Source organism: Massilia sp. GER05 (assembly GCF_052056005.1).
Taxonomy (GTDB): domain Bacteria; phylum Pseudomonadota; class Gammaproteobacteria; order Burkholderiales; family Burkholderiaceae_D; genus Telluria; species Telluria orientalis.
On record NZ_CP178858.1, the window covers coordinates 4,570,034 to 4,587,214 of the forward strand.

The 17,181-nt window shown below is 66.0% G+C and carries 16 protein-coding genes; 11 read left to right on the forward strand and 5 right to left on the reverse strand.

The features are described from left to right. Positions 1–116 precede the first annotated feature (116 nt). Genes cyoA through ACL58G_RS20295 form a run of 7 tightly spaced genes read left to right on the forward strand, consistent with a single transcriptional unit; the run spans position 117 to position 6,851 of the window. Positions 117–1,139: a ubiquinol oxidase subunit II gene (cyoA, locus tag ACL58G_RS20265; protein WP_440962948.1), complete on the forward strand. Its 1,023-nt coding sequence runs from the start codon at positions 117–119 to the stop codon at positions 1,137–1,139. A 2-nt stretch (positions 1,140–1,141) separates the two neighbouring features. Beyond that, positions 1,142–3,145, forward strand: a complete 2,004-nt coding sequence (gene cyoB / locus ACL58G_RS20270) for a cytochrome o ubiquinol oxidase subunit I (RefSeq protein ID WP_413388732.1) — start codon at positions 1,142–1,144, stop codon at positions 3,143–3,145. Beyond that, a complete protein-coding gene (gene cyoC / locus ACL58G_RS20275) occupies positions 3,138–3,773 on the forward strand; it encodes a cytochrome o ubiquinol oxidase subunit III (RefSeq protein WP_413340396.1) in 636 nt (211 codons plus the stop codon). Before cyoB ends, cyoC begins: the two co-directional genes overlap by 8 nt. Further along, entirely contained in the window at positions 3,770–4,189 is a 420-nt protein-coding gene (cyoD, locus tag ACL58G_RS20280) for a cytochrome o ubiquinol oxidase subunit IV (RefSeq protein WP_413388731.1), read from the forward strand. Before cyoC ends, cyoD begins: the two co-directional genes overlap by 4 nt. After that, positions 4,189–4,983, forward strand: coding sequence for an SURF1 family protein (locus tag ACL58G_RS20285; protein WP_440962949.1), 795 nt, complete (start codon positions 4,189–4,191; stop codon positions 4,981–4,983). Before cyoD ends, ACL58G_RS20285 begins: the two co-directional genes overlap by 1 nt. 13 nt (positions 4,984–4,996) lie before the next feature. Beyond that, a complete protein-coding gene (locus ACL58G_RS20290; protein WP_440968074.1) occupies positions 4,997–6,313 on the forward strand; it encodes an ATP-binding protein in 1,317 nt (438 codons plus the stop codon). Continuing rightward, positions 6,306–6,851 carry a response regulator transcription factor gene (locus ACL58G_RS20295; protein WP_440962950.1) on the forward strand — a complete coding sequence of 182 codons (546 nt, stop codon included), beginning with the start codon at positions 6,306–6,308 and terminating at the stop codon, positions 6,849–6,851. The genes ACL58G_RS20290 and ACL58G_RS20295 overlap by 8 nt, the downstream gene beginning before the upstream one ends. A 123-nt stretch (positions 6,852–6,974) precedes the next feature. Here ACL58G_RS20295 and ACL58G_RS20300 read toward each other — a convergent pair whose 3' ends face one another. The 4 genes from ACL58G_RS20300 to ACL58G_RS20315 form a co-directional block, all read right to left on the reverse strand. Next, positions 6,975–8,615: an alpha-L-fucosidase gene (locus tag ACL58G_RS20300; RefSeq protein WP_440962951.1), complete on the reverse strand. Its 1,641-nt coding sequence runs from the start codon at positions 8,613–8,615 to the stop codon at positions 6,975–6,977. Between the two features lie 155 nt (positions 8,616–8,770). Continuing rightward, entirely contained in the window at positions 8,771–9,022 is a 252-nt protein-coding gene (locus tag ACL58G_RS20305; RefSeq protein ID WP_413340407.1) for a hypothetical protein, read from the reverse strand. Then, a complete protein-coding gene (locus ACL58G_RS20310) occupies positions 9,019–9,258 on the reverse strand; it encodes a hypothetical protein (protein ID WP_440962952.1) in 240 nt (79 codons plus the stop codon). Before ACL58G_RS20310 ends, ACL58G_RS20305 begins: the two co-directional genes overlap by 4 nt. 161 nt (positions 9,259–9,419) lie before the next feature. Then, the gene (locus ACL58G_RS20315; RefSeq protein WP_440962953.1) at positions 9,420–9,689 is read right to left on the reverse strand and encodes a hypothetical protein; all 270 of its coding nucleotides are present in this window, start codon (positions 9,687–9,689) and stop codon (positions 9,420–9,422) included. Positions 9,690–9,904: 215 nt separating this feature from the next. Here ACL58G_RS20315 and ACL58G_RS20320 point away from each other — a divergent pair, with 215 nt between their 5' ends. Next, positions 9,905–10,564 (forward strand): LuxR C-terminal-related transcriptional regulator, encoded by a 660-nt coding sequence (locus tag ACL58G_RS20320; RefSeq protein WP_413388722.1) that lies wholly within the window; start codon positions 9,905–9,907, stop codon positions 10,562–10,564. Between the two features lie 232 nt (positions 10,565–10,796). Then, a complete protein-coding gene (locus ACL58G_RS20325) occupies positions 10,797–12,188 on the forward strand; it encodes a metallophosphoesterase family protein (RefSeq protein ID WP_440962954.1) in 1,392 nt (463 codons plus the stop codon). 145 nt (positions 12,189–12,333) lie between these two features. Here ACL58G_RS20325 and ACL58G_RS20330 read toward each other — a convergent pair whose 3' ends face one another. Next, positions 12,334–12,834 carry a MarR family winged helix-turn-helix transcriptional regulator gene (locus tag ACL58G_RS20330; protein ID WP_440962955.1) on the reverse strand — a complete coding sequence of 167 codons (501 nt, stop codon included), beginning with the start codon at positions 12,832–12,834 and terminating at the stop codon, positions 12,334–12,336. Positions 12,835–12,911: 77 nt separating this feature from the next. Here ACL58G_RS20330 and ACL58G_RS20335 point away from each other — a divergent pair, with 77 nt between their 5' ends. Both ACL58G_RS20335 and ACL58G_RS20340 read left to right on the forward strand, forming a co-directional pair. Further along, complete coding sequence (locus ACL58G_RS20335) at positions 12,912–14,249, forward strand: chloride channel protein (RefSeq protein WP_413388716.1); 1,338 nt, start codon at positions 12,912–12,914, stop codon at positions 14,247–14,249. A 52-nt stretch (positions 14,250–14,301) separates the two neighbouring features. Continuing rightward, on the forward strand, positions 14,302–17,136 hold the full coding sequence (locus ACL58G_RS20340) for a bifunctional diguanylate cyclase/phosphodiesterase (RefSeq protein ID WP_440962956.1): 2,835 nt from the start codon (positions 14,302–14,304) through the stop codon (positions 17,134–17,136). The last annotated feature ends 45 nt before the right edge of the window (positions 17,137–17,181 follow it).

The following is a 17,181-nucleotide window of genomic DNA, read 5'->3' on the forward strand; positions in this document are numbered from 1 at the left end:
GACCCTCTGAAATGCTGCAATACGGTAAAGGGTAGGACAAAACGTCCAATCGCCAAACGCACGCCGTTGGCGTTACATTAGCATGTTATTTTTCCCATGTAACGTAAAACACAAGCATGATTCCAAAGACCCTCCGTCGCGGAATGTTCCTCTCTCCCCTGTTAGCGCTGCTTTCCGGCTGTAACACGGTGGTGATGAACCCTTCCGGCGACATCGCCAAGCAAGAGGCGCAACTGATCATCGTTTCGGTGATCCTGATGCTGCTGATCATCGTTCCCGTCATGTTCCTGATCGTCTGGTTCGCGTACAAGTACCGCGCCAGCAACAAGGAAGCAGCCTATGAACCGGACTGGGACCACTCGACCAAGCTGGAACTCGTCATCTGGGGCGCGCCCCTCTTGATCATCATCGTGCTGGGTCTCGTGACCTGGATCTCGACGCACAAGCTGGATCCGTACCGTCCGCTGGACCGCATCGCCGAAGGGCGTCCGATCCCGACATCCGCCAAGCCGCTGGTCATCCAGGCCGTGGCGATGGACTGGAAATGGCTGTTCATCTATCCGGAGCAGGGCATCGCGACGGTCAATGAACTGGTCGTGCCGGTCGACGTGCCGGTGCGCTTCAAGATCAGCGCGACCTCCGTCATGAATGCGTTCTACGTGCCCGAACTGGCGGGCATGATCTACGCGATGCCGGGCATGGAAACGACCCTGAACGCGGTCCAGAACAAAGCGGTCCAGTCGGTCGGCTTCTCGTCGAACTACAGCGGCGCCGGCTATTCCGACATGCGCTTCTCGTACCGTGGCGTGCCCCAGGGCGACTTCGACGGCTGGGTCCAGTCGGTCAAGTCCGCCAGCGCCAACCTCGACCGCGCAGGGTACCTGACGCTCGAAAAGCCGAGTATCAAGGAGCCGGTGCGCCACTATGCGGCGGTCGACAACGACCTGTTCTATCGCGTCCTGAACCGCTGCGTCGCCGACGGCGCCGTATGCATGGACAAGATGATGAACGACGACGCGAAGAAGGCCCGTGAAATGGCCATGCTGCGCCACGCGCCCCAACAAGCGGCAGCGACCCGCCTGGCCCAGGCCAACGGCGAGGTCTGCACTACGCCCAATGATTCTGTGAAGAAGAAGTAATCATGCACGAGCAATTTGACTTAGCGAAGTTGATCTTCGGTCGGCTCAGCTGGGAAGCGATTCCCTACCACGAGCCTATCCTGATCGGTACCTTTATCATGGTGGCACTGGGCGGCATCGTCGGCCTGGCGCTGCTGACCAAATTCAAGCTGTGGGGCTACCTCTGGAAAGAGTGGTTCACCAGTATCGACCACAAGAAGATCGGCATCATGTACATGGTGCTGGGTCTCGTGATGTTCCTGCGCGGCTTTGCCGACGCGCTGATGATGCGCGCCCAGCAGGCGTTCTCGTTCGGCGACTCGCACGGCTTCCTGCCGCCGCACCACTACGACCAGGTCTTCACTGCCCACGGCGTGATCATGATCTTCTTCGTGGCGATGCCGTTCGTGACGGGCCTGATGAACTACGTCGTGCCGCTGCAGATCGGCGCGCGCGACGTGGCGTTCCCGTTCCTGAACAACTTCTCGTTCTGGATGACGACCGCCGGCGCGATCCTCGTGATGGCCTCGCTGTTCGTCGGTGAATTCGCCCGTACCGGCTGGCTGGCGTTCCCGCCGCTGTCCGGCATCCTGGCGAGCCCGGACGTGGGCGTCGACTACTACATCTGGTCATTGCAGGTGGCGGGTGTCGGCACATTGCTGTCAGGCGTGAACCTGGTCGTCACCATCATCAAGATGCGCGCCCCGGGCATGGACCTGATGAAGATGCCGGTGTTCACCTGGACCGCCCTGTGCACCAACGTCCTGATCGTGATGGCCTTCCCGATCCTGACCGCCACGCTGGCCATGCTCGGCCTGGACCGCCTGTTCGACACGCACTTCTTCACGAACGAACTGGGCGGCAACGCCATGATGTACGTGAACCTGATCTGGATCTGGGGCCACCCGGAGGTGTACATCCTGATCCTGCCGGCGTTCGGCATCTATTCGGAAGTCGTCGCGACGTTCTGCAACAAGCGCCTGTTCGGCTACACCTCGATGGTGTACGCGACGGTCGTGATCATGGTCCTGTCCTACCTCGTGTGGCTGCACCACTTCTTCACGATGGGTTCGGGCGCGAGCGTGAACTCGTTCTTCGGCATCACGACGATGATCATCTCGATCCCGACGGGCGCGAAGATCTTCAACTGGCTGTTCACGATGTACAAGGGGCGCATCCGCTATGAACTGCCGATGATGTGGACCGTGTCGTTCATGATCACCTTCATCATCGGCGGCATGACCGGCGTGATGCTGGCGGTGCCGTCGGCCGACTTCGTGCTGCACAACTCGTTGTTCCTGATCGCCCACTTCCACAACGTCATCATCGGCGGCGTGCTGTTCGGCCTGTTCGCGGGCGTGAACTACTGGTGGCCGAAGATGTTCGGCTTCAAGCTGGACCGTAAATGGGGCGTGTACTCGTTCTGGCTGTGGTCGATCGGCTTCTGGGTCGCGTTCACGCCGCCGTACATCCTGGGCTTCATGGGCGTGACCCGCCGCATGAGCCACTTCGACGATCCGTCGATCCACTGGCTGTTCCAGGTCTCGCTGCTGGGCACCCTGATGATCGCCGCCGGTATCGGCTGCCTGCTGATGCAGATCTTCGTGTCGATCATGAACCGCAAGCAGCTGGCCGACGTGACGGGCGACCCGTGGGGCGGCCGTACGCTGGAATGGTCGACGTCGTCGCCGCCGCCGGACTACAACTTCGCGTTCACCCCGGTCGTGCACGACAACGATTCGTGGGCCGACATGAAGAAGAACGGCTACATGCGTCCGCTGAAGGACTTCGTGGCGATCCACATGCCGAAGAACACGTGGGCCGGTCCGGTCATCCCGGGCATCACGTTCGTGATGGCGTTCGGCATCATCTGGCACATGTGGCTGCTGGTCGGCGTGACGTTCGTCGCCATGCTCGCCGTCGCCATCTACCACACGTTCGATTACAAACGCGACTTCTACATCCCGGCGGACGAAGTGACCCGTACGGAAGAAGAACGCACCCGTTTGCTGGAAGCCCATGTCTGAGATTAACGTAACCCACGCCGGCGCCGCGAGCGCCGACCCGAGCTCGCGCTATTACGTGCGCGAGCACCATCCGGAGAACGGCACGCTGCTGGGCTTCTGGATCTACCTGATGAGCGACTGCCTCATCTTCGCCTGCCTGTTCGCGACCTATGCCGTTTTGGGCCGCAACTACGCGGGCGGCCCGTCGGGCGCCGAGATCTTCGAGCTGCCGACCGTCGCACTGAACACCGCGTTCCTGCTGTTCTCGTCGATCACGTATGGCTTCGCCATGCTGGCCGCGCAGAAGAAGAACGTCAAAGGCACGCTCGTCTGGCTCGCCATCACCGGCGTGCTGGGCGCCTGCTTCCTGTACCTGGAACTGGACGAGTTCGCGCACCTGATCCACGAAGGCTTCGGCCCGTGGCGCTCGGGCTTCCTGACCGCGTTCTTCTCGCTGGTCGGCACGCACGGCCTGCACGTGACCTTCGGTATCGTCTGGCTCGTCACGCTGATGTTCCAGGTGGGTAAGCACGGCATCAACGGTGCCAACTACCGCCGCCTCGCCTGCCTGTCGATGTTCTGGCACTTCCTGGACGTCATCTGGATCGGCGTGTTCACCTATGTTTATCTGATGGGAGTCCTGCCATGAGCGACCTTCACCACGCCCACGGCCATGACCACGGCCACGGGCACGGCCACCACGACGACGACCACCTGCACGCCCACGGCAGCTTCAAGGATTACACGATCGGTTTCATCCTGTCCGTGATCCTGACGGCGATCCCGTTCTGGCTCGTGATGACCCACCAGCTGGCACCGGGCACGACCAAGTTCGTGATCCTCGGCTTCGCGGCCGTCCAGGTCGTCGTGCACATGATCTACTTCCTGCACATGAACTCGAAGTCGGAAGGCGGCTGGAACATGATGGCGCTGATCCTCACGGCCATCCTGCTGTTCATCGTCCTGACCGGTTCGATCTGGGTCATGTACCACATGAACGCCAACATGATGCCCAACATGGGCAATGACGGCAGTTCGGTACACGGCATGCACGACATGCAGTAATGGCGAGGGACGATCGCGCAGCGGCACCGGCCGGCCGCAAGGGAGTCTCTCCCGTCCTGGCGGTGCTGGCATTGCTGCTGATCGTCCTCTTCGCCGGTCTGGGCACCTGGCAGGTGGTTCGCCTCCAGTGGAAACTGGACCTCATCGCACGCGTGGAAGCACGCGTGCACGCCGCCCCGGCGCCGCTGCCATCGCGCACGAGCTGGGCCGGCATCACGCCCGAATCCGCCGAGTACCGCCGCGTGCAACTGCACGGTACTTATCTCTACGATCTCACCACCCCCGTCCAGGCGCTGACCGAAGCCGGCAGCGGCTACTGGCTGCTCACGCCCATGTGCATGGGGGATGGGACCGTCGTCCTCGTCAACCGCGGCTTCATTCCCGCCGAACTGGGCGCACGCACGCGCTACACGCCGCAGCGCGCCACGGAAAATCCGTGCGCGAACGCCGGACCGGCGGCCGCCGTCACGGGTCTCCTGAGGACGAGCGAACATAACGGCGCGTTCACGCGCACGAACGACCCCGCGGCGAACCGCTGGTACACCCGCGACGTGGCCGCGATCGCCGCGGCGCGCGGCATCGCCACGGCACCGTTCTTCGTCGACGCCGCCGCCGGACAGAACCCGCCGGACAGCCCCGACCGGCCCGTCGGCGGCCTCACCGTCGTCAAATTTCCAAACAGTCACCTCGTGTACGCGTTCACTTGGTATGCTCTCGCCTTGATGGTGGCCGCCGCCTGGTGGTGGGTCGCCCGCCGCGGCAACGACCCTGAGAATGATGAACGACACGACTGACCTGCTGAAACGGATGTTCGAACGGGGCGCGGACAACGCCGCCGCCGTCGAATACGTCGCCGGCCACAAGAACATGCTGCAGCTGATCGAGCTGCGCTGGATCGCCGTCATCGGCCAGATCACGACCATCGCCGGCGCGATCCTCGTCTTCGACGTGCGCCTGCCGCTCGTGCAGATGCTCGAGGTGCTCGCGTGCCTCATCGCCTTCAACATCGCCAGCCACCTGCGCTGGCACGAACACCGGCCCGTCACGAACAACGAGCTGTTCCTCGCACTGCTCGTCGACGTGGCCAGCCTCACGATGCAGCTGTACCTGGCCGGCGGGACGACGAATCCGTTCGCGTTCCTGTACCTGCTGCAGGTGATCCTGTCGGCCGTGCTGCTGGAAGCGTGGTCGACGTGGACCATCGTCGCCATCACGCTCGCGTGCCTGGCCGGCCTGTCCGTGTTCGCGAAACCGCTCGCGCTGCCGTTCGACCATGCGCGCGGCATCTCCAGCCTGTACGTGCAGGGCATGCTGATCTGCTTCACGCTGAACGCGGCGCTGCTCGTCGTGTTCATCTCGCGCATCACGAATACCCTGAAAGCGAAGGCGGCCCAGCTGGCGGACCTGCGACAGCGCGCGGCCGAGGAAGACCACATCGTGCGCATGGGCCTGCTCGCGTCCGGCGCCGCGCACGAACTGGGCACGCCGCTCGCCACGTTGTCCGTGATCCTCGGCGACTGGAAGCGCATGCGCGAATTCAAGGCGAACCCCGACCTGCTGGAAGAGATCACGGAAATGGAGACGCAGCTGAAGCGCTGCAAATCCATCGTCAGCGGCATCCTGCTGTCGGCCGGCGAGACCCGTGGCGAATCGGCCGCGCGCACGACCATCCGCGGCTTCCTCGACAAGCTCGTCGCGGACTGGCAGCACAGCCGCCCCGTGCGCGGCTTCGACTACCGCAACCGGATCGAACACGACCTGCCGGTCGCCTTCGACTCCGCCCTGAAACAAACGATCGACAACGTGCTGGACAACGCGTTGGAGGCCTCGCCCGACTGGGTCGGCGTGGAAGCGGGTGTCGCCGACGGCACGCTCGTACTGACCGTGCTCGATCGCGGCCCCGGCTTCGCGCCGGCGATGCTGGCGCAGTTCGGCAAACCGTACCAGTCCAGCAAGGGCCGTCCCGGCGGCGGCCTGGGCCTGTTCCTCGTCGTGAACGTGGCCCGCACGCTGGGCGGTACCGTGCAGGCGGTCAACCGGCCGGAAGGCGGCGCCGCCGTCACGCTGACGTTGCCGCTGTCCGCGATCGCGCTCGAGAAGGAACTGGGACATGCCCATGGATGAAGACAATGACGACCGCCTCCTGCTGATCATCGAGGACGACGACGCGTTCGCGCGCACCCTCGGCCGTTCCTTCGAACGGCGCGGCTACCGGGTGCTGCAGGCGCCGGGCCTCGACGAAGCGCAGGAACTGCTGAAGGAACATGCGCCGGACTATGCCGTCGTCGACCTCAAGCTGAAGGGAAACAGCTCCGGCCTCGCGTGCGTGCAGATGCTGCATGCGCACGATCCGGACATGCAGATCGTCGTGCTGACGGGTTTTGCCAGCATCGGCACGGCCGTCGAGGCGATCAAGCTCGGTGCGCGGCAGTATCTCGCGAAACCGTCGAACACGGACGACATCGAGGCCGCCTTCGGCCACGTGGCGGGCAACACGGAGCTGGAACTGACGAACCGTACCACGTCGATCAAGACGCTGGAATGGGAGCGGATCCATGCCGTGCTGGCCGAGACGGATTTCAATATCTCGGAAGCGGCGCGCCGGCTCGGCATGCACCGCCGCACATTGGCGCGCAAGCTGGAAAAACAGCGCGTCAAGTAGGGCCGGCATTTAAGGCCGGGGGCCTCCAATGGAACGTGCCCACGCGTGACGCCTGCGTTCACGACCGTTCGCGTGGGCACAGGGGAGGGCGGGGGCCCCCACCCAACGACGCTCAACGCAGTTTCAAGCAAGCACCTTCAAGGCGAACGCGTACGGCAGGGCGGGCGCCGTCGACGGCAGCGTGACCTTCAGCCCGTCCGCCGCCTGGCGGAACGCGAGCGGTGCACCGGTGCCGACGAGTTCGACCCGCGCGACCGGCTTCTTCAGGTGCCCGGCCGCCGTGCCCATCGCGGCGATGCCGATCTCGCGGCCGGCGGGCCAGCCCATCACGAACGCGTAGACGGCATCGCCCTTCGCAGTGAAGCGGATGTCGGCGGCCGTGAGCGGCGCGTTCTTCCCCTCGTTCATGCCCTGGTCCGTCAGCGGCGCCGTCCGGTGCTGCGCTGGACCTTCGCCGAACACGGCCCACGGCCGCGTATCGTAAATCGCGTCGCCGTGCACGGCCATCCAGCGGCCGATCTCCTCGACGATCGCCTGTTCCTTTTCGTCGATCGTGCCGTTGCCCCGCACGGGCACGCTGAGCAGCAGGTTGCCGTTCTTGCTGACGATGTCGACCAGCATGTGCACGACCTTCTGCGCGCTCTTGTACTCGTTGCGCTCATAGCCCGGGCGCGAGTAATGCCAGCCGCCGATGCAGGTGCACGTCTGCCAGGGCAGCGGTTCGATGGCGTTGCTCTGGCCGCGCTCGATGTCCCACACGAGGGAACGGCGCTGCCGCTCGTCGAGCATCTTGCCGTTGATGACCGCTTCCAGCCGGCCGCGCGTGGCGATGCTGCGGTTGTACATATGCGCGGCAATGCGCAGGCCCGCGTCGCTGAACGGCCAGAAGGGCAGGGCGGTGTCGTCGAAGTAGACGAGGTCCGGGTCGTACTTGTCGATCAGGTCGATGGTGCGGTCGTGGAAGTTGTCGACGTAGCGCCGCGACGGCAGCGTGGCCCCGCCGCCCCAGTCCCACTGCGCGCCCCATTCGGCCGGCTTCGTGGTCTTGCGGCTGAGCGGATGGGCCTGCGCGTACAACGCCTGCGGATCCAGTCCTTCCCACCACTGGCCCTTGCCGGCGGCCGCCGTGAGCACGCCGTCGTACGGGATGCCGGCGTACGTCCCCGCCTTGTCGGCGCCCTGGGCCACTTCGTACCAGGTCCACGCGTGGGCCGCGTGGACGCTGACGCCGAAGCGCATGCCCTGCGCGCGCGCCGCCTTCGCCCAGCCGGCGATCAGGTCCTTCTTCGGTCCGATGCGCGTCGAATTCCAGTCGGGCTGGAAGCGGCTGTCGTACAGGTCGAAATTGTCGTGGTGGTTCGCGAGCGCGACGAAGTAGCGCGCGCCCGCCTTGCGGTACAGGGCGAGCAGGGCGTCCGGGTCCCATTGCGCCGCCTGCCATTGCCGGATCACGTCCTTGAAGCCGAACTTCGACGGGTGGCCGTATTTCTGCAGGTGGTGGCGGTACGCCTCGCTGCCTTCCTTGTACATATTGCGCGCGTACCAGTCGCCGAATTCCGGCTCGCACTGCGGACCCCAGTGGGCCCAGATGCCGAACTTCGCATTCCGGAACCAGTCCGGCGTGCGGTACGCGGCCAGCGAATCCCAGTCGGGCTTGAAAGGGCCGGGGGCGTTCGCCGCGAGCGCGGACCGCGGCAGGAGGGTGCTGGCGGCGAAGCCCGGCACGGTTGCGGCCAACCCGGCCAGGACCTGGCGTCGTTTCATGATGTCTCCGTGATGGTTTGGTTATCGATAACAGCACACGCGATTGTACGTTATAGATTCAAAACAATCAACGACCCGGACATCCAGGGTGACGGGCGCGGCGCCGGCGCGGGCATCGGGCGCGCTCAACGTTCCAGCCATGCATGGGCCCGGCGTCATGGCGGTTGACCGCCCATGCCGCCCTTGCGCTCGGGATCGACCTCGGGCGGTGAGCCGCGTGTCCTGTGCCGCATCACACGCCAGCACACTTCCGGCTGGATCAGCGTGCCGCGAAAGAAGCTCCATCCCTTGTCGTTGCCGAAGACCCGCATGAACAGTAGACCGATCTCGACAATGTCTGCCGTCGCATGATCCTTCCTGCGATTGACGCCAAGAAAATGCCGTAGCTCGTCTTCGGCGCGACTCATGCCGGGATGCCTTCCGGCTCTGGATCGGCGCCGCGCACGGTCCGGCGAAACCGTCCTGCAACGATTCTCCGGTAGACGGTGGGTACGATGTCGGCCGTGAGGAAGAAAGCGTCCGCGTTGTCCCGGCCGTAGACGTTCATGAAAATAATGCCGACCTGGATGACGTCCGCAGTGACGGCATCGACGCGGCGTTCGATGCCGCCGCGCGCCGGGTCGGCGGTGGCGCGATGCGTCATGGCGCCCGCTGCCCGAAGCCGGCCCCATGACCTGGCGAGGGCCGAACCGGCAACCGACGCGATGTTCCGCAAGCGTCCATGCCGCCGCCCGCTCATCGGGCAATGCCCGACGCTGGCGCCCGGAATGCAGATCGGCAAGAAGTATTGATGGTAACCATCAGTTAATGTCCTGCTGCTGGATCACCACTGGGACCAGGCTCGACGCCGGGCGATCGCTGCGGTTCAGCGGCGAGCATCCTCACAAATTCTTGCATGGCAGCATCCGCGAGGGTCAGGACGAGCGCGGAATAATAGCGGCGCCGACTGGGATCGAGCGTCACTTCGAGACCGATGGCGATGATCTCCGGGTGCATGCTCGCCGATGCGATAAGCTTTTTTCTTGACATGGCGCAATAAAATGCGTGTAAGTTATTGAAAATGAACAAGGTCAAGCTTACGGCCTGATGCGATGCAGCATTTGACTTTAATCAAACCTCTCAACGGCTATGGGATATGCATGCAAAACTTCGCGGCGTTGCAGCAATTTTGCGACAGTGAAGTTCGGTGAGAATTAATTTCAAAACGGTAAATTGACCAATGGTGACAATTGGTTAATCATGGATGTGTTTACTTAAACATTACTACCCATTAACCATACGGAGGCAGCATGATACAGATGCTGGTGGCTGATCGAAGCGAGACGATGCGGCTCGGCGTGTGTACGCTCTTTGCCAGGCAGGCGCGGGACACAGTGGTCCGCGAGGCAACAAGTCGTTCCGACCTGATCAGTAAATTGCAAAGCGAGCAATATCACATCATCCTCGTCGATCCGGTACTCGCAGCTGGAAGCGAGGAGACGTTCCTGCGCCAAATCCGGGCCGTAGCGCCGCGCGCCCACGTCCTCGTGTATACCGAACTGGACGAGCTTCACTTCGGCATGCGGGCGATCCGCTGCGGCGCGAAGGGGTACGTGATGAAAAGCCGTCCCGCCGATGAGCTTCTCGAGGCCGCAAGCCGGGTGAGCCTGGGAAAGGTCCATATGAGCGAGCGACTCGCCGAGGAAGTCGCATTGCACATGTGGGAAGGTAAGGATGCGTTGCCGCACGAGTCGCTCAGTGATCGCGAGTTCCTCGTGTTCGCCATGCTCGTCTGCGGTCGGAGCGTCAGCCGCATCGCGGCCGTGCTCAACCTGAGTATCAAGACGATCAGCACGCACAAGGCCAGGGCGATGGTCAAGCTGCGCTGCAAGAGCCTGAGCGACATGATCCAGTACAGTATCGCGAACAACCTGACGGACGTCTGTCGGGATCGCTGCACCGACCGGTAGCTCGCCCGGTCAGCGCCCGGGATTGCAGAGCGCGAACACCGCCACCCGGCCGCGCTGGACAGGCCTTCCGGGACGTTGGAGAGAGACATGGCGCCGACCGCCATGGTGCCGACAGCACCGCCGCCCGGCATCGGCAGGCCGATCACGATCGACTCGGGAATGCCGTCGAGCAGGGCGCCGACGGCGATGGCGACGCCGCTGTGGTAGATTGCCGACTTTGCCCGGACCCTCCATGATCCATCCGATCCTGCGGCTGCTCGCCGTCGCCGCCGTCCTGGCAGGCTGCGCGAGCCTGCCGTCCGAACCGCCGCCGGCCGCCGCCTTCGTCATGCTGGGCGCGGACGGCGCCCCGATCGCCCGCGCCGTCACCACGGCCTCCACCTGTCCCGCGATCACGATCGACGGCCGCACGGCGACGATGGCCGTGCGTGCCCCTCGCGGCCCGATCCCGCTGCGCGGCAAGGACCACAGCGCGAGTTTTCATCCGGATGCCGTATCGGCCCCGGTGCTGTCGTGCGAGACCCCGCTTCCGGCCGGCGTAACACAGGTGAGTGTCGCCGGCCAGCCGCTGCCGCTGCCAGCGGCGGAGCTGAAACGCATCGTCGTGATCGGCGACACGGGCTGCCGCCTGAAGGGCAAGGAATTCCAGGACTGTAACGACCCGCGGGCGTACCCGTTCGCGCGCGTGGCCGCGAGTGCGGCCGCGTGGAAGCCGGACCTTGTCGTGCATGTGGGCGATTTTCATTATCGCGAAGACCCGTGTCCGGCGGACCGCCCCGGCTGCGCGGGCAGCCCGTACGGCTATGGCTGGGACGCGTGGAACGCGGATTTCTTCGCGCCCGCGCGCACGTTGCTGGCCGCGGCGCCGTGGGTGATCGCGCGCGGCAACCACGAGTCGTGCGCGCGCGGAGGGCAGGGCTGGTGGCGCTTCCTCGACGCCCACGCCTACGACCCGGCCGCGAACTGCGACGACCCGGCGGCGGACCGACAGGCGGACTACGCGGACCCGTACGCGGTGCCTTTGGGCGGCGGCGCACAACTGATCGTGTTCGACAGCGCGAACACGAACTGGCGCGGATTCAAGCCCGGCGACCCGGCCATCGCGCGCTACACCGACACGTGGCGCAAGATCGAGGGGCTGGCCCGCCGCCAACGCTACAACATCGCCGTCGACCACCATCCGCTGTACGCCTACGGCGCGTTGCGCGATGCGCGCACGGGCGCCGTCACCCTGTTCGGCGGCGACGCCGGGCTCACGCAGGTGTTCGGCGCGCTCGATCCACGCCTGCTGCCGGCGACCATCGACGTCCTGCTGTCCGGCCACGTGCACCTGTGGGAGCAGACGAGTTTTAGCAGCGATCACCCGACCCAGTTCGTCGCGGGCTTCGCCGGCACGGCGGAAGACATCGTCCCGCTGCCGCAAACGCCGCCCGCCGGGCAGCCGCCGGCGCCGGGTGCGGTGCTCGAGGCGCTGAGTTCGTGGATCGACGGCTTCGGTTTCATGACGATGGAGAGGATGGGCCCGGATGCGTGGCGCGTGATCGTCCACGACCGCGACGGCAAGGAACGGAATACCTGCACGGTGGAGGGCCGGCATTCCCGTTGTGCCAAACCGCGGGTCTGATGTATTGCCACAAATGTGATTGCCTTCAATACACGTTTTATGTGACAATGAAGCTGTGAGCGGGGTTGCTTGTTGCAGCCTTCGCGATCAGCGATGAGGATACCAATGTATCACTTGAGCCCGTGGCTTGCCGCGGGCTTCTTTTTTACATCTGCGACAACAGCACGTTCGCACTGGCTTCATCCGCCTCGAGCAGGGCGATCAGCTTGGACAGGTCGTGCTCCAGCCGCGCCAGCGTCTCGGCGTCGAGCGCGGACAGGGCGTCCGGCAGCACGCCGGTGAAGGGCAAGGGCGCGGTACGCAGGACATCGGCACCCGCCGGCTGGATGCGCAGCGACACGCTGCGCCGGTCCGTGCCTTCGCGGCTCGTGGCCACGAGGCCGCGCTCGACAAGGCTCTTGATCAGGTTGCTGGCGGTGGACTGGTGGATGTCCAGCTCGCGCGCCAGTTCCGTCACGCCGATGCCGGGACGGCGGTCGATGACCGACAGTGCCCACAGCTGGGCGCCGCCGACGCCCGCTTCGCGCTCGACCTGGCGGAAATGGGTTTTGACGGAATTGAAGACGACGCGGAACTGGCGCAGCACGCGCGTGGACGGCGCCAGGGACGGCTCGGAAGCCGCATTGGTTTCGGAAGACGAGGACATGCAAGAATGATAGCGGAAAACCCGAAAGGCCGCCGGAACACGGTATTCAGGCAACGATATCGAAAGCGGGTCAAACCATGAATACTGCACCGGACCTGCGCCGCGAACTGGGCGACTGGCGCCTGTGGACCGTGCGCGGCATCGTCGTCCTGCTGTCCGCCGCGGCGGGCCTCACGGTCGTCGGTTTTACCTGGCTGGCCGAGGTGGCCTACGGGCGTTTCGCCGCCCTGCGCGCCCTCGCGTGGTGGAGCCCGCTCATCTGGACCCCGTTGTGTACCGCTGTGGTCGTCTGGTGCACGCGCCGCTTCGCGCCCGGCGCCGGCGGTTCCGGCATCCCGCAGGTGATGGCCACGCTCGACACGAAGGTCGGCGAGGCCGAGCGCGGCCTGTTCGTTTCTCTGCGGCTGTCCGTGGCCAAGATCCTGCTGACGGCCGGCGGCCTGCTGGGCGGCCTGTCGCTCGGGCGCGAAGGGCCGTCCGTGCAGATCGCGGCCGGCGTCATGCTGCAGGCGCGCCGCCTGATCCCGGCCGGCAGCGCCGTCGGCGTCCACGGACTGCTCGTCGCGGGCGGCGCGGCGGGCATCGCCGCCGCGTTCAACACGCCGCTCGGCGGCGTCATGTTCGCCATCGAGGAACTGGCGCGGGCGCCGGAACAGCGCTCCAGCGGCCTGATCATCGCAGGCATCGTGCTGGCGGGCCTCGTCGCTGTTTCGGCACACGGCAACGGCGCGTATTTCGGCGTCATCCACGCACCTGCAATCGGCATGGACCTCCTGCTGCCGGGCCTGCTCGTCGCCGTGCTGTCCGGCCTGGCCGGCGGGCTGTTCTCGCGCCTGATGATCGCGTCGCTGTCCGGTGCCAGTCCCGACCGCGTCAGCCGCTGGCGCGCGCGCCGGCCCGTGCTGTTCGCGGCCGCGTGCGGCCTCGGCGTCGCCCTGATCGGCGTCGCGACGGGCGGCGCCGCGTTCGGTTCCGGCTACGCCACCACGCGCACGATGGTGGAGGGCAGTGCGGCAATGCCGTTCGCCTACGCGCCCTTCAAATTCCTCGCGACGTGGCTGACGACGTGGTCCGGCGCCCCGGCCGGCATCTTCGCGCCGTCGCTCGCGATCGGCGCCGCGTTCGGCAACGACGTCGCGCTGCTGTTATATGGCATGCAGGTACCGGCGTTGATCGCGCTGGGCATGGTCGGCTTCCTCGCGGCCGCCACGCAGGCGCCGCTGACGGCCTTCATCATCGTGATGGAGATGGTGGACGGCCACGCCATGGTGCTGAGCCTGATGGCGTGTGCGCTGATCGCATTTGCCGTCGCGCGCCTGATCAGTCCGCCTCTTTATCCGACCCTCGCGCGGCTCCAGCTGGGCCGCGTACCGGCCCCGGACGCGGCGCCGGCACAACCGCCGACGGCAGACTGAGGCGGCACGGAAATAAGCCACGCCCGCGTGTGCAAATGCGCTAGCATGGGGCATGCTGACACGGAAAGTGCGCCTCGGCCGCGCCCGCGCGCGGCCCCTGACCCCTGCCGCGGTGCTGACACTGCTGGCGGGACTGGGTCTTACTGCCGTGCTGGTCGTCGGGATGGTCAACGCGGAGCGCGAACGGGCCCGCTCCGAATTCCTGCAGCGCGCGGAAATCCGCAACGCCACCGTGACGCGCAGCTTCGGCGACGCGCTCGACGTGCTGCGGGCGGCCAACGCCCTGTTTTCCTCCGTGGGCATCGCCAGCCGCGACGAGTTCGGCGCCTTTACCCGGCCGCTGCTGGCCAGCCATCCTTACCTGCAGGCCGTCGTGTTCCACCGCATGGTGGCAAGCCACGAGCGCGCCGCGTTCGAGGCGGAGAACCAGCGCTTCCGGCCCGGCTTCGAGATCCGCGAACGCCGCGTGAACGGGAACGGGGTCACGCTCGTGCGCGCGGCGCCGCGCCCGCGCTACCTCGTCGTCGACTACATCGAGCCGATGGCGGGCAATGAGGTCACCCTCGGCTACGACGCCTTTTCGTTCGCCCAGCAGGGCTCCACGTTCATGCGCGCCATCGACACGGGCCAGCCGGCGTCCAGCGTCATGCTGCCGTTACTGCAGCGCGGCGACCATCTCGGCTTCATCTTGATGATGCCCGTATACCGGCGCGGGGCGGCGCTCACGAACGCGGCCGCGCGCAGCGCCGCGGCGCTGGGCGACACGGCCGTCGTGATCGACGTCGCCACGCTGGTTAGCACGACGCTCGCCAAATCGAACATGTTGGTGCGCAATGGCCTCCGGATCGAGTTGACGGGCCGCGGCCTCGACGGCCCGCAGCGCGCCTTTCTGCACGACGCGCTGGACCGCACGAGCCGGCCCGCCTGGCACGCGTGGCTCGGCGACGCCGTCTTCACGAATCGCCACACGTTCGAGGTGGCCGGCATGCCGTGGGAGCTGCGCGTCACCGGGCGCTCAAGCGAAATGGCGGGCAGCGCCGGCGCCCTCATCGCGCTCGTCCTCGGCTGCCTCGTGAGCATCGCCACGTCCGCGTACGTGCAAAGCCGCGTCAAGCGCACACGCCGCATCGAGGCGCTCGTCGAAAGCCGCACCGCCGACCTGCACGACGCCCTCGACGCGCTGCGGCTGTACCGGCGCGCCATCGACGCCAGCGCGAACGCCATCATCCTCGTGAGCGCGACGCGGCCCGGCTACCCCATCGAGTACGTAAACCCGGCGTTCGAACGCATGCGCGGCGTGACGGCGTCCGAGGTGGTCGGGCGGGGCCTGCTCGACGTGGGCAACCGCGAACCGGACCAGGCGGGCGTGGCCGAACTGCGCGCCGCCATCCGCGAGCGGCGCGAGGGCCACGTGTCGATGCGCCTGCTGCGGCGCGGCCGCGAGGACATGTATGCCGAGGTGTATATCGCGCCCGTCAACAACGAGGACGGCGTGACGACGCACTTCGTGCTGGCGCAGTACGACGTGACGATGGCCAAGCGCTACGAGGCCGAGCTGGAGGCGCGCGCCCGCTTCGACACGCTGACGGGCCTCGCCAACCGCGCGCTGCTGCACGATCGCATCGACAACGCGATCAACCTCGCGGCCGGGCGCGCCACGGTGTGGGTGGCGGCGCTGGACCTCGACCACTTCAAGTTCGTCAACGATACGCTGGGCCACGACGCCGGCGACGAATTGCTGAAGGCCGCCGCGCAGCGCATCAGCGCGGCCGTCGGGCGCACGGACACCGTGGCCCGCACGGGCGGCGACGAATTCGTGCTCGTGCTGCCGGGCCGCGAGAACGAGTCCGACGCGGCGGCCACCGTCAACGCCGTGCTGCAGGCGCTCGCCCACCCGCTCGAGCTGCATGGGCAGGACCTCGTCCTCACGGGCAGCGCCGGCCTGGCCGCGTTCCCGGCCGACGGCACCGACGCCGCCACGCTGATCCAGCACGCGGAAGTGGCCATGTACCGGTCCAAGGAACTGGGCCGCAACATGGTGCAGTTCTACATGCCGACGATGAATGCCCGCGCCCGCGAACGCCTCGCGCTGGAAGGCGCGCTGCGCAGCGCGCTCGTGCACGACGAGTTCGAGCTGTACTACCAGCCGCAGGTCGACCTGGAGACCGGCGCCGTGGTCGGACTGGAAGCGCTGATCCGCTGGCGCCATCCGAGCCTGGGCATGGTGCGGCCCGACCGCTTCATCAACCTGGCCGAGGAGACGGGCCTGATCGTCCCCATCGGCGCGTGGGTGTTGCGCACGGCGTGCCGCCAGAGCCGCGCGTGGCAGCATGCCGGACTGGGTCATTTGCGCATCGCCGTGAACCTGTCGGCACGCCAGTTCGCCGAACCGAACCTCGTGCGCGAGATCGCCCGCGTGCTGGACGAGACGGGCCTGTCGGCGGGCTGCCTCGAAGTGGAGATCACGGAAAGCCTCGTGATGGGGGACGTGGAAAGCGCGATCCGCACGATGCGCGAACTGAAGCAGATGGGCGTGCAGTTGTCGATCGACGATTTCGGCACCGGCTATTCGAGCCTGTCGTACCTGCGCCGCTTTCCCGTGGACGTGCTCAAGATCGACCGCAGCTTCGTGCGCGACATCCCGTTCTGCGAGGACGACGCGGCGATGGTCGCGGCCATCATCGAGCTCGCGCGCGGCCTGCGCATGCGCGTGATCGCCGAGGGCGTGGAAACCGAAGCGCAACTGGACTACCTGCGCCGGCGCGGCTGCGACGAGGTGCAGGGCCACGTATATGCACAGGCGGCGTCACGCGCCGACGTCGAGCGCCTGCTGCGCACGGGGCGGAACATGATACCGCATGACGCGAACGGTATGAGCGTGCGCTAACCGAAAGTCAGCGGGCCGTCGGCTATACTTGTGCCGCCATTGACA

What these genes read in the sequence shown, in the direction of transcription:
- cyoA (WP_440962948.1), top strand. Translation starts at nt 117, where the DNA reads ATGATTCCAAAGACCCTCCGTCGCGGAATGTTCCTCTCTCCCCTGTTA.
- cyoB (WP_413388732.1), top strand. Translation starts at nt 1,142, where the DNA reads ATGCACGAGCAATTTGACTTAGCGAAGTTGATCTTCGGTCGGCTCAGC.
- cyoC (WP_413340396.1), top strand. Translation starts at nt 3,138, where the DNA reads ATGTCTGAGATTAACGTAACCCACGCCGGCGCCGCGAGCGCCGACCCG.
- cyoD (WP_413388731.1), top strand. Translation starts at nt 3,770, where the DNA reads ATGAGCGACCTTCACCACGCCCACGGCCATGACCACGGCCACGGGCAC.
- ACL58G_RS20285 (WP_440962949.1), top strand. Translation starts at nt 4,189, where the DNA reads ATGGCGAGGGACGATCGCGCAGCGGCACCGGCCGGCCGCAAGGGAGTC.
- ACL58G_RS20290 (WP_440968074.1), top strand. Translation starts at nt 4,997, where the DNA reads ATGTTCGAACGGGGCGCGGACAACGCCGCCGCCGTCGAATACGTCGCC.
- ACL58G_RS20295 (WP_440962950.1), top strand. Translation starts at nt 6,306, where the DNA reads ATGGATGAAGACAATGACGACCGCCTCCTGCTGATCATCGAGGACGAC.
- ACL58G_RS20300 (WP_440962951.1), bottom strand. Translation starts at nt 8,615, where the DNA reads ATGAAACGACGCCAGGTCCTGGCCGGGTTGGCCGCAACCGTGCCGGGC.
- ACL58G_RS20305 (WP_413340407.1), bottom strand. Translation starts at nt 9,022, where the DNA reads ATGAGTCGCGCCGAAGACGAGCTACGGCATTTTCTTGGCGTCAATCGC.
- ACL58G_RS20310 (WP_440962952.1), bottom strand. Translation starts at nt 9,258, where the DNA reads ATGACGCATCGCGCCACCGCCGACCCGGCGCGCGGCGGCATCGAACGC.
- ACL58G_RS20320 (WP_413388722.1), top strand. Translation starts at nt 9,905, where the DNA reads ATGATACAGATGCTGGTGGCTGATCGAAGCGAGACGATGCGGCTCGGC.
- ACL58G_RS20325 (WP_440962954.1), top strand. Translation starts at nt 10,797, where the DNA reads ATGATCCATCCGATCCTGCGGCTGCTCGCCGTCGCCGCCGTCCTGGCA.
- ACL58G_RS20330 (WP_440962955.1), bottom strand. Translation starts at nt 12,834, where the DNA reads ATGTCCTCGTCTTCCGAAACCAATGCGGCTTCCGAGCCGTCCCTGGCG.
- ACL58G_RS20335 (WP_413388716.1), top strand. Translation starts at nt 12,912, where the DNA reads ATGAATACTGCACCGGACCTGCGCCGCGAACTGGGCGACTGGCGCCTG.
- ACL58G_RS20340 (WP_440962956.1), top strand. Translation starts at nt 14,302, where the DNA reads ATGCTGACACGGAAAGTGCGCCTCGGCCGCGCCCGCGCGCGGCCCCTG.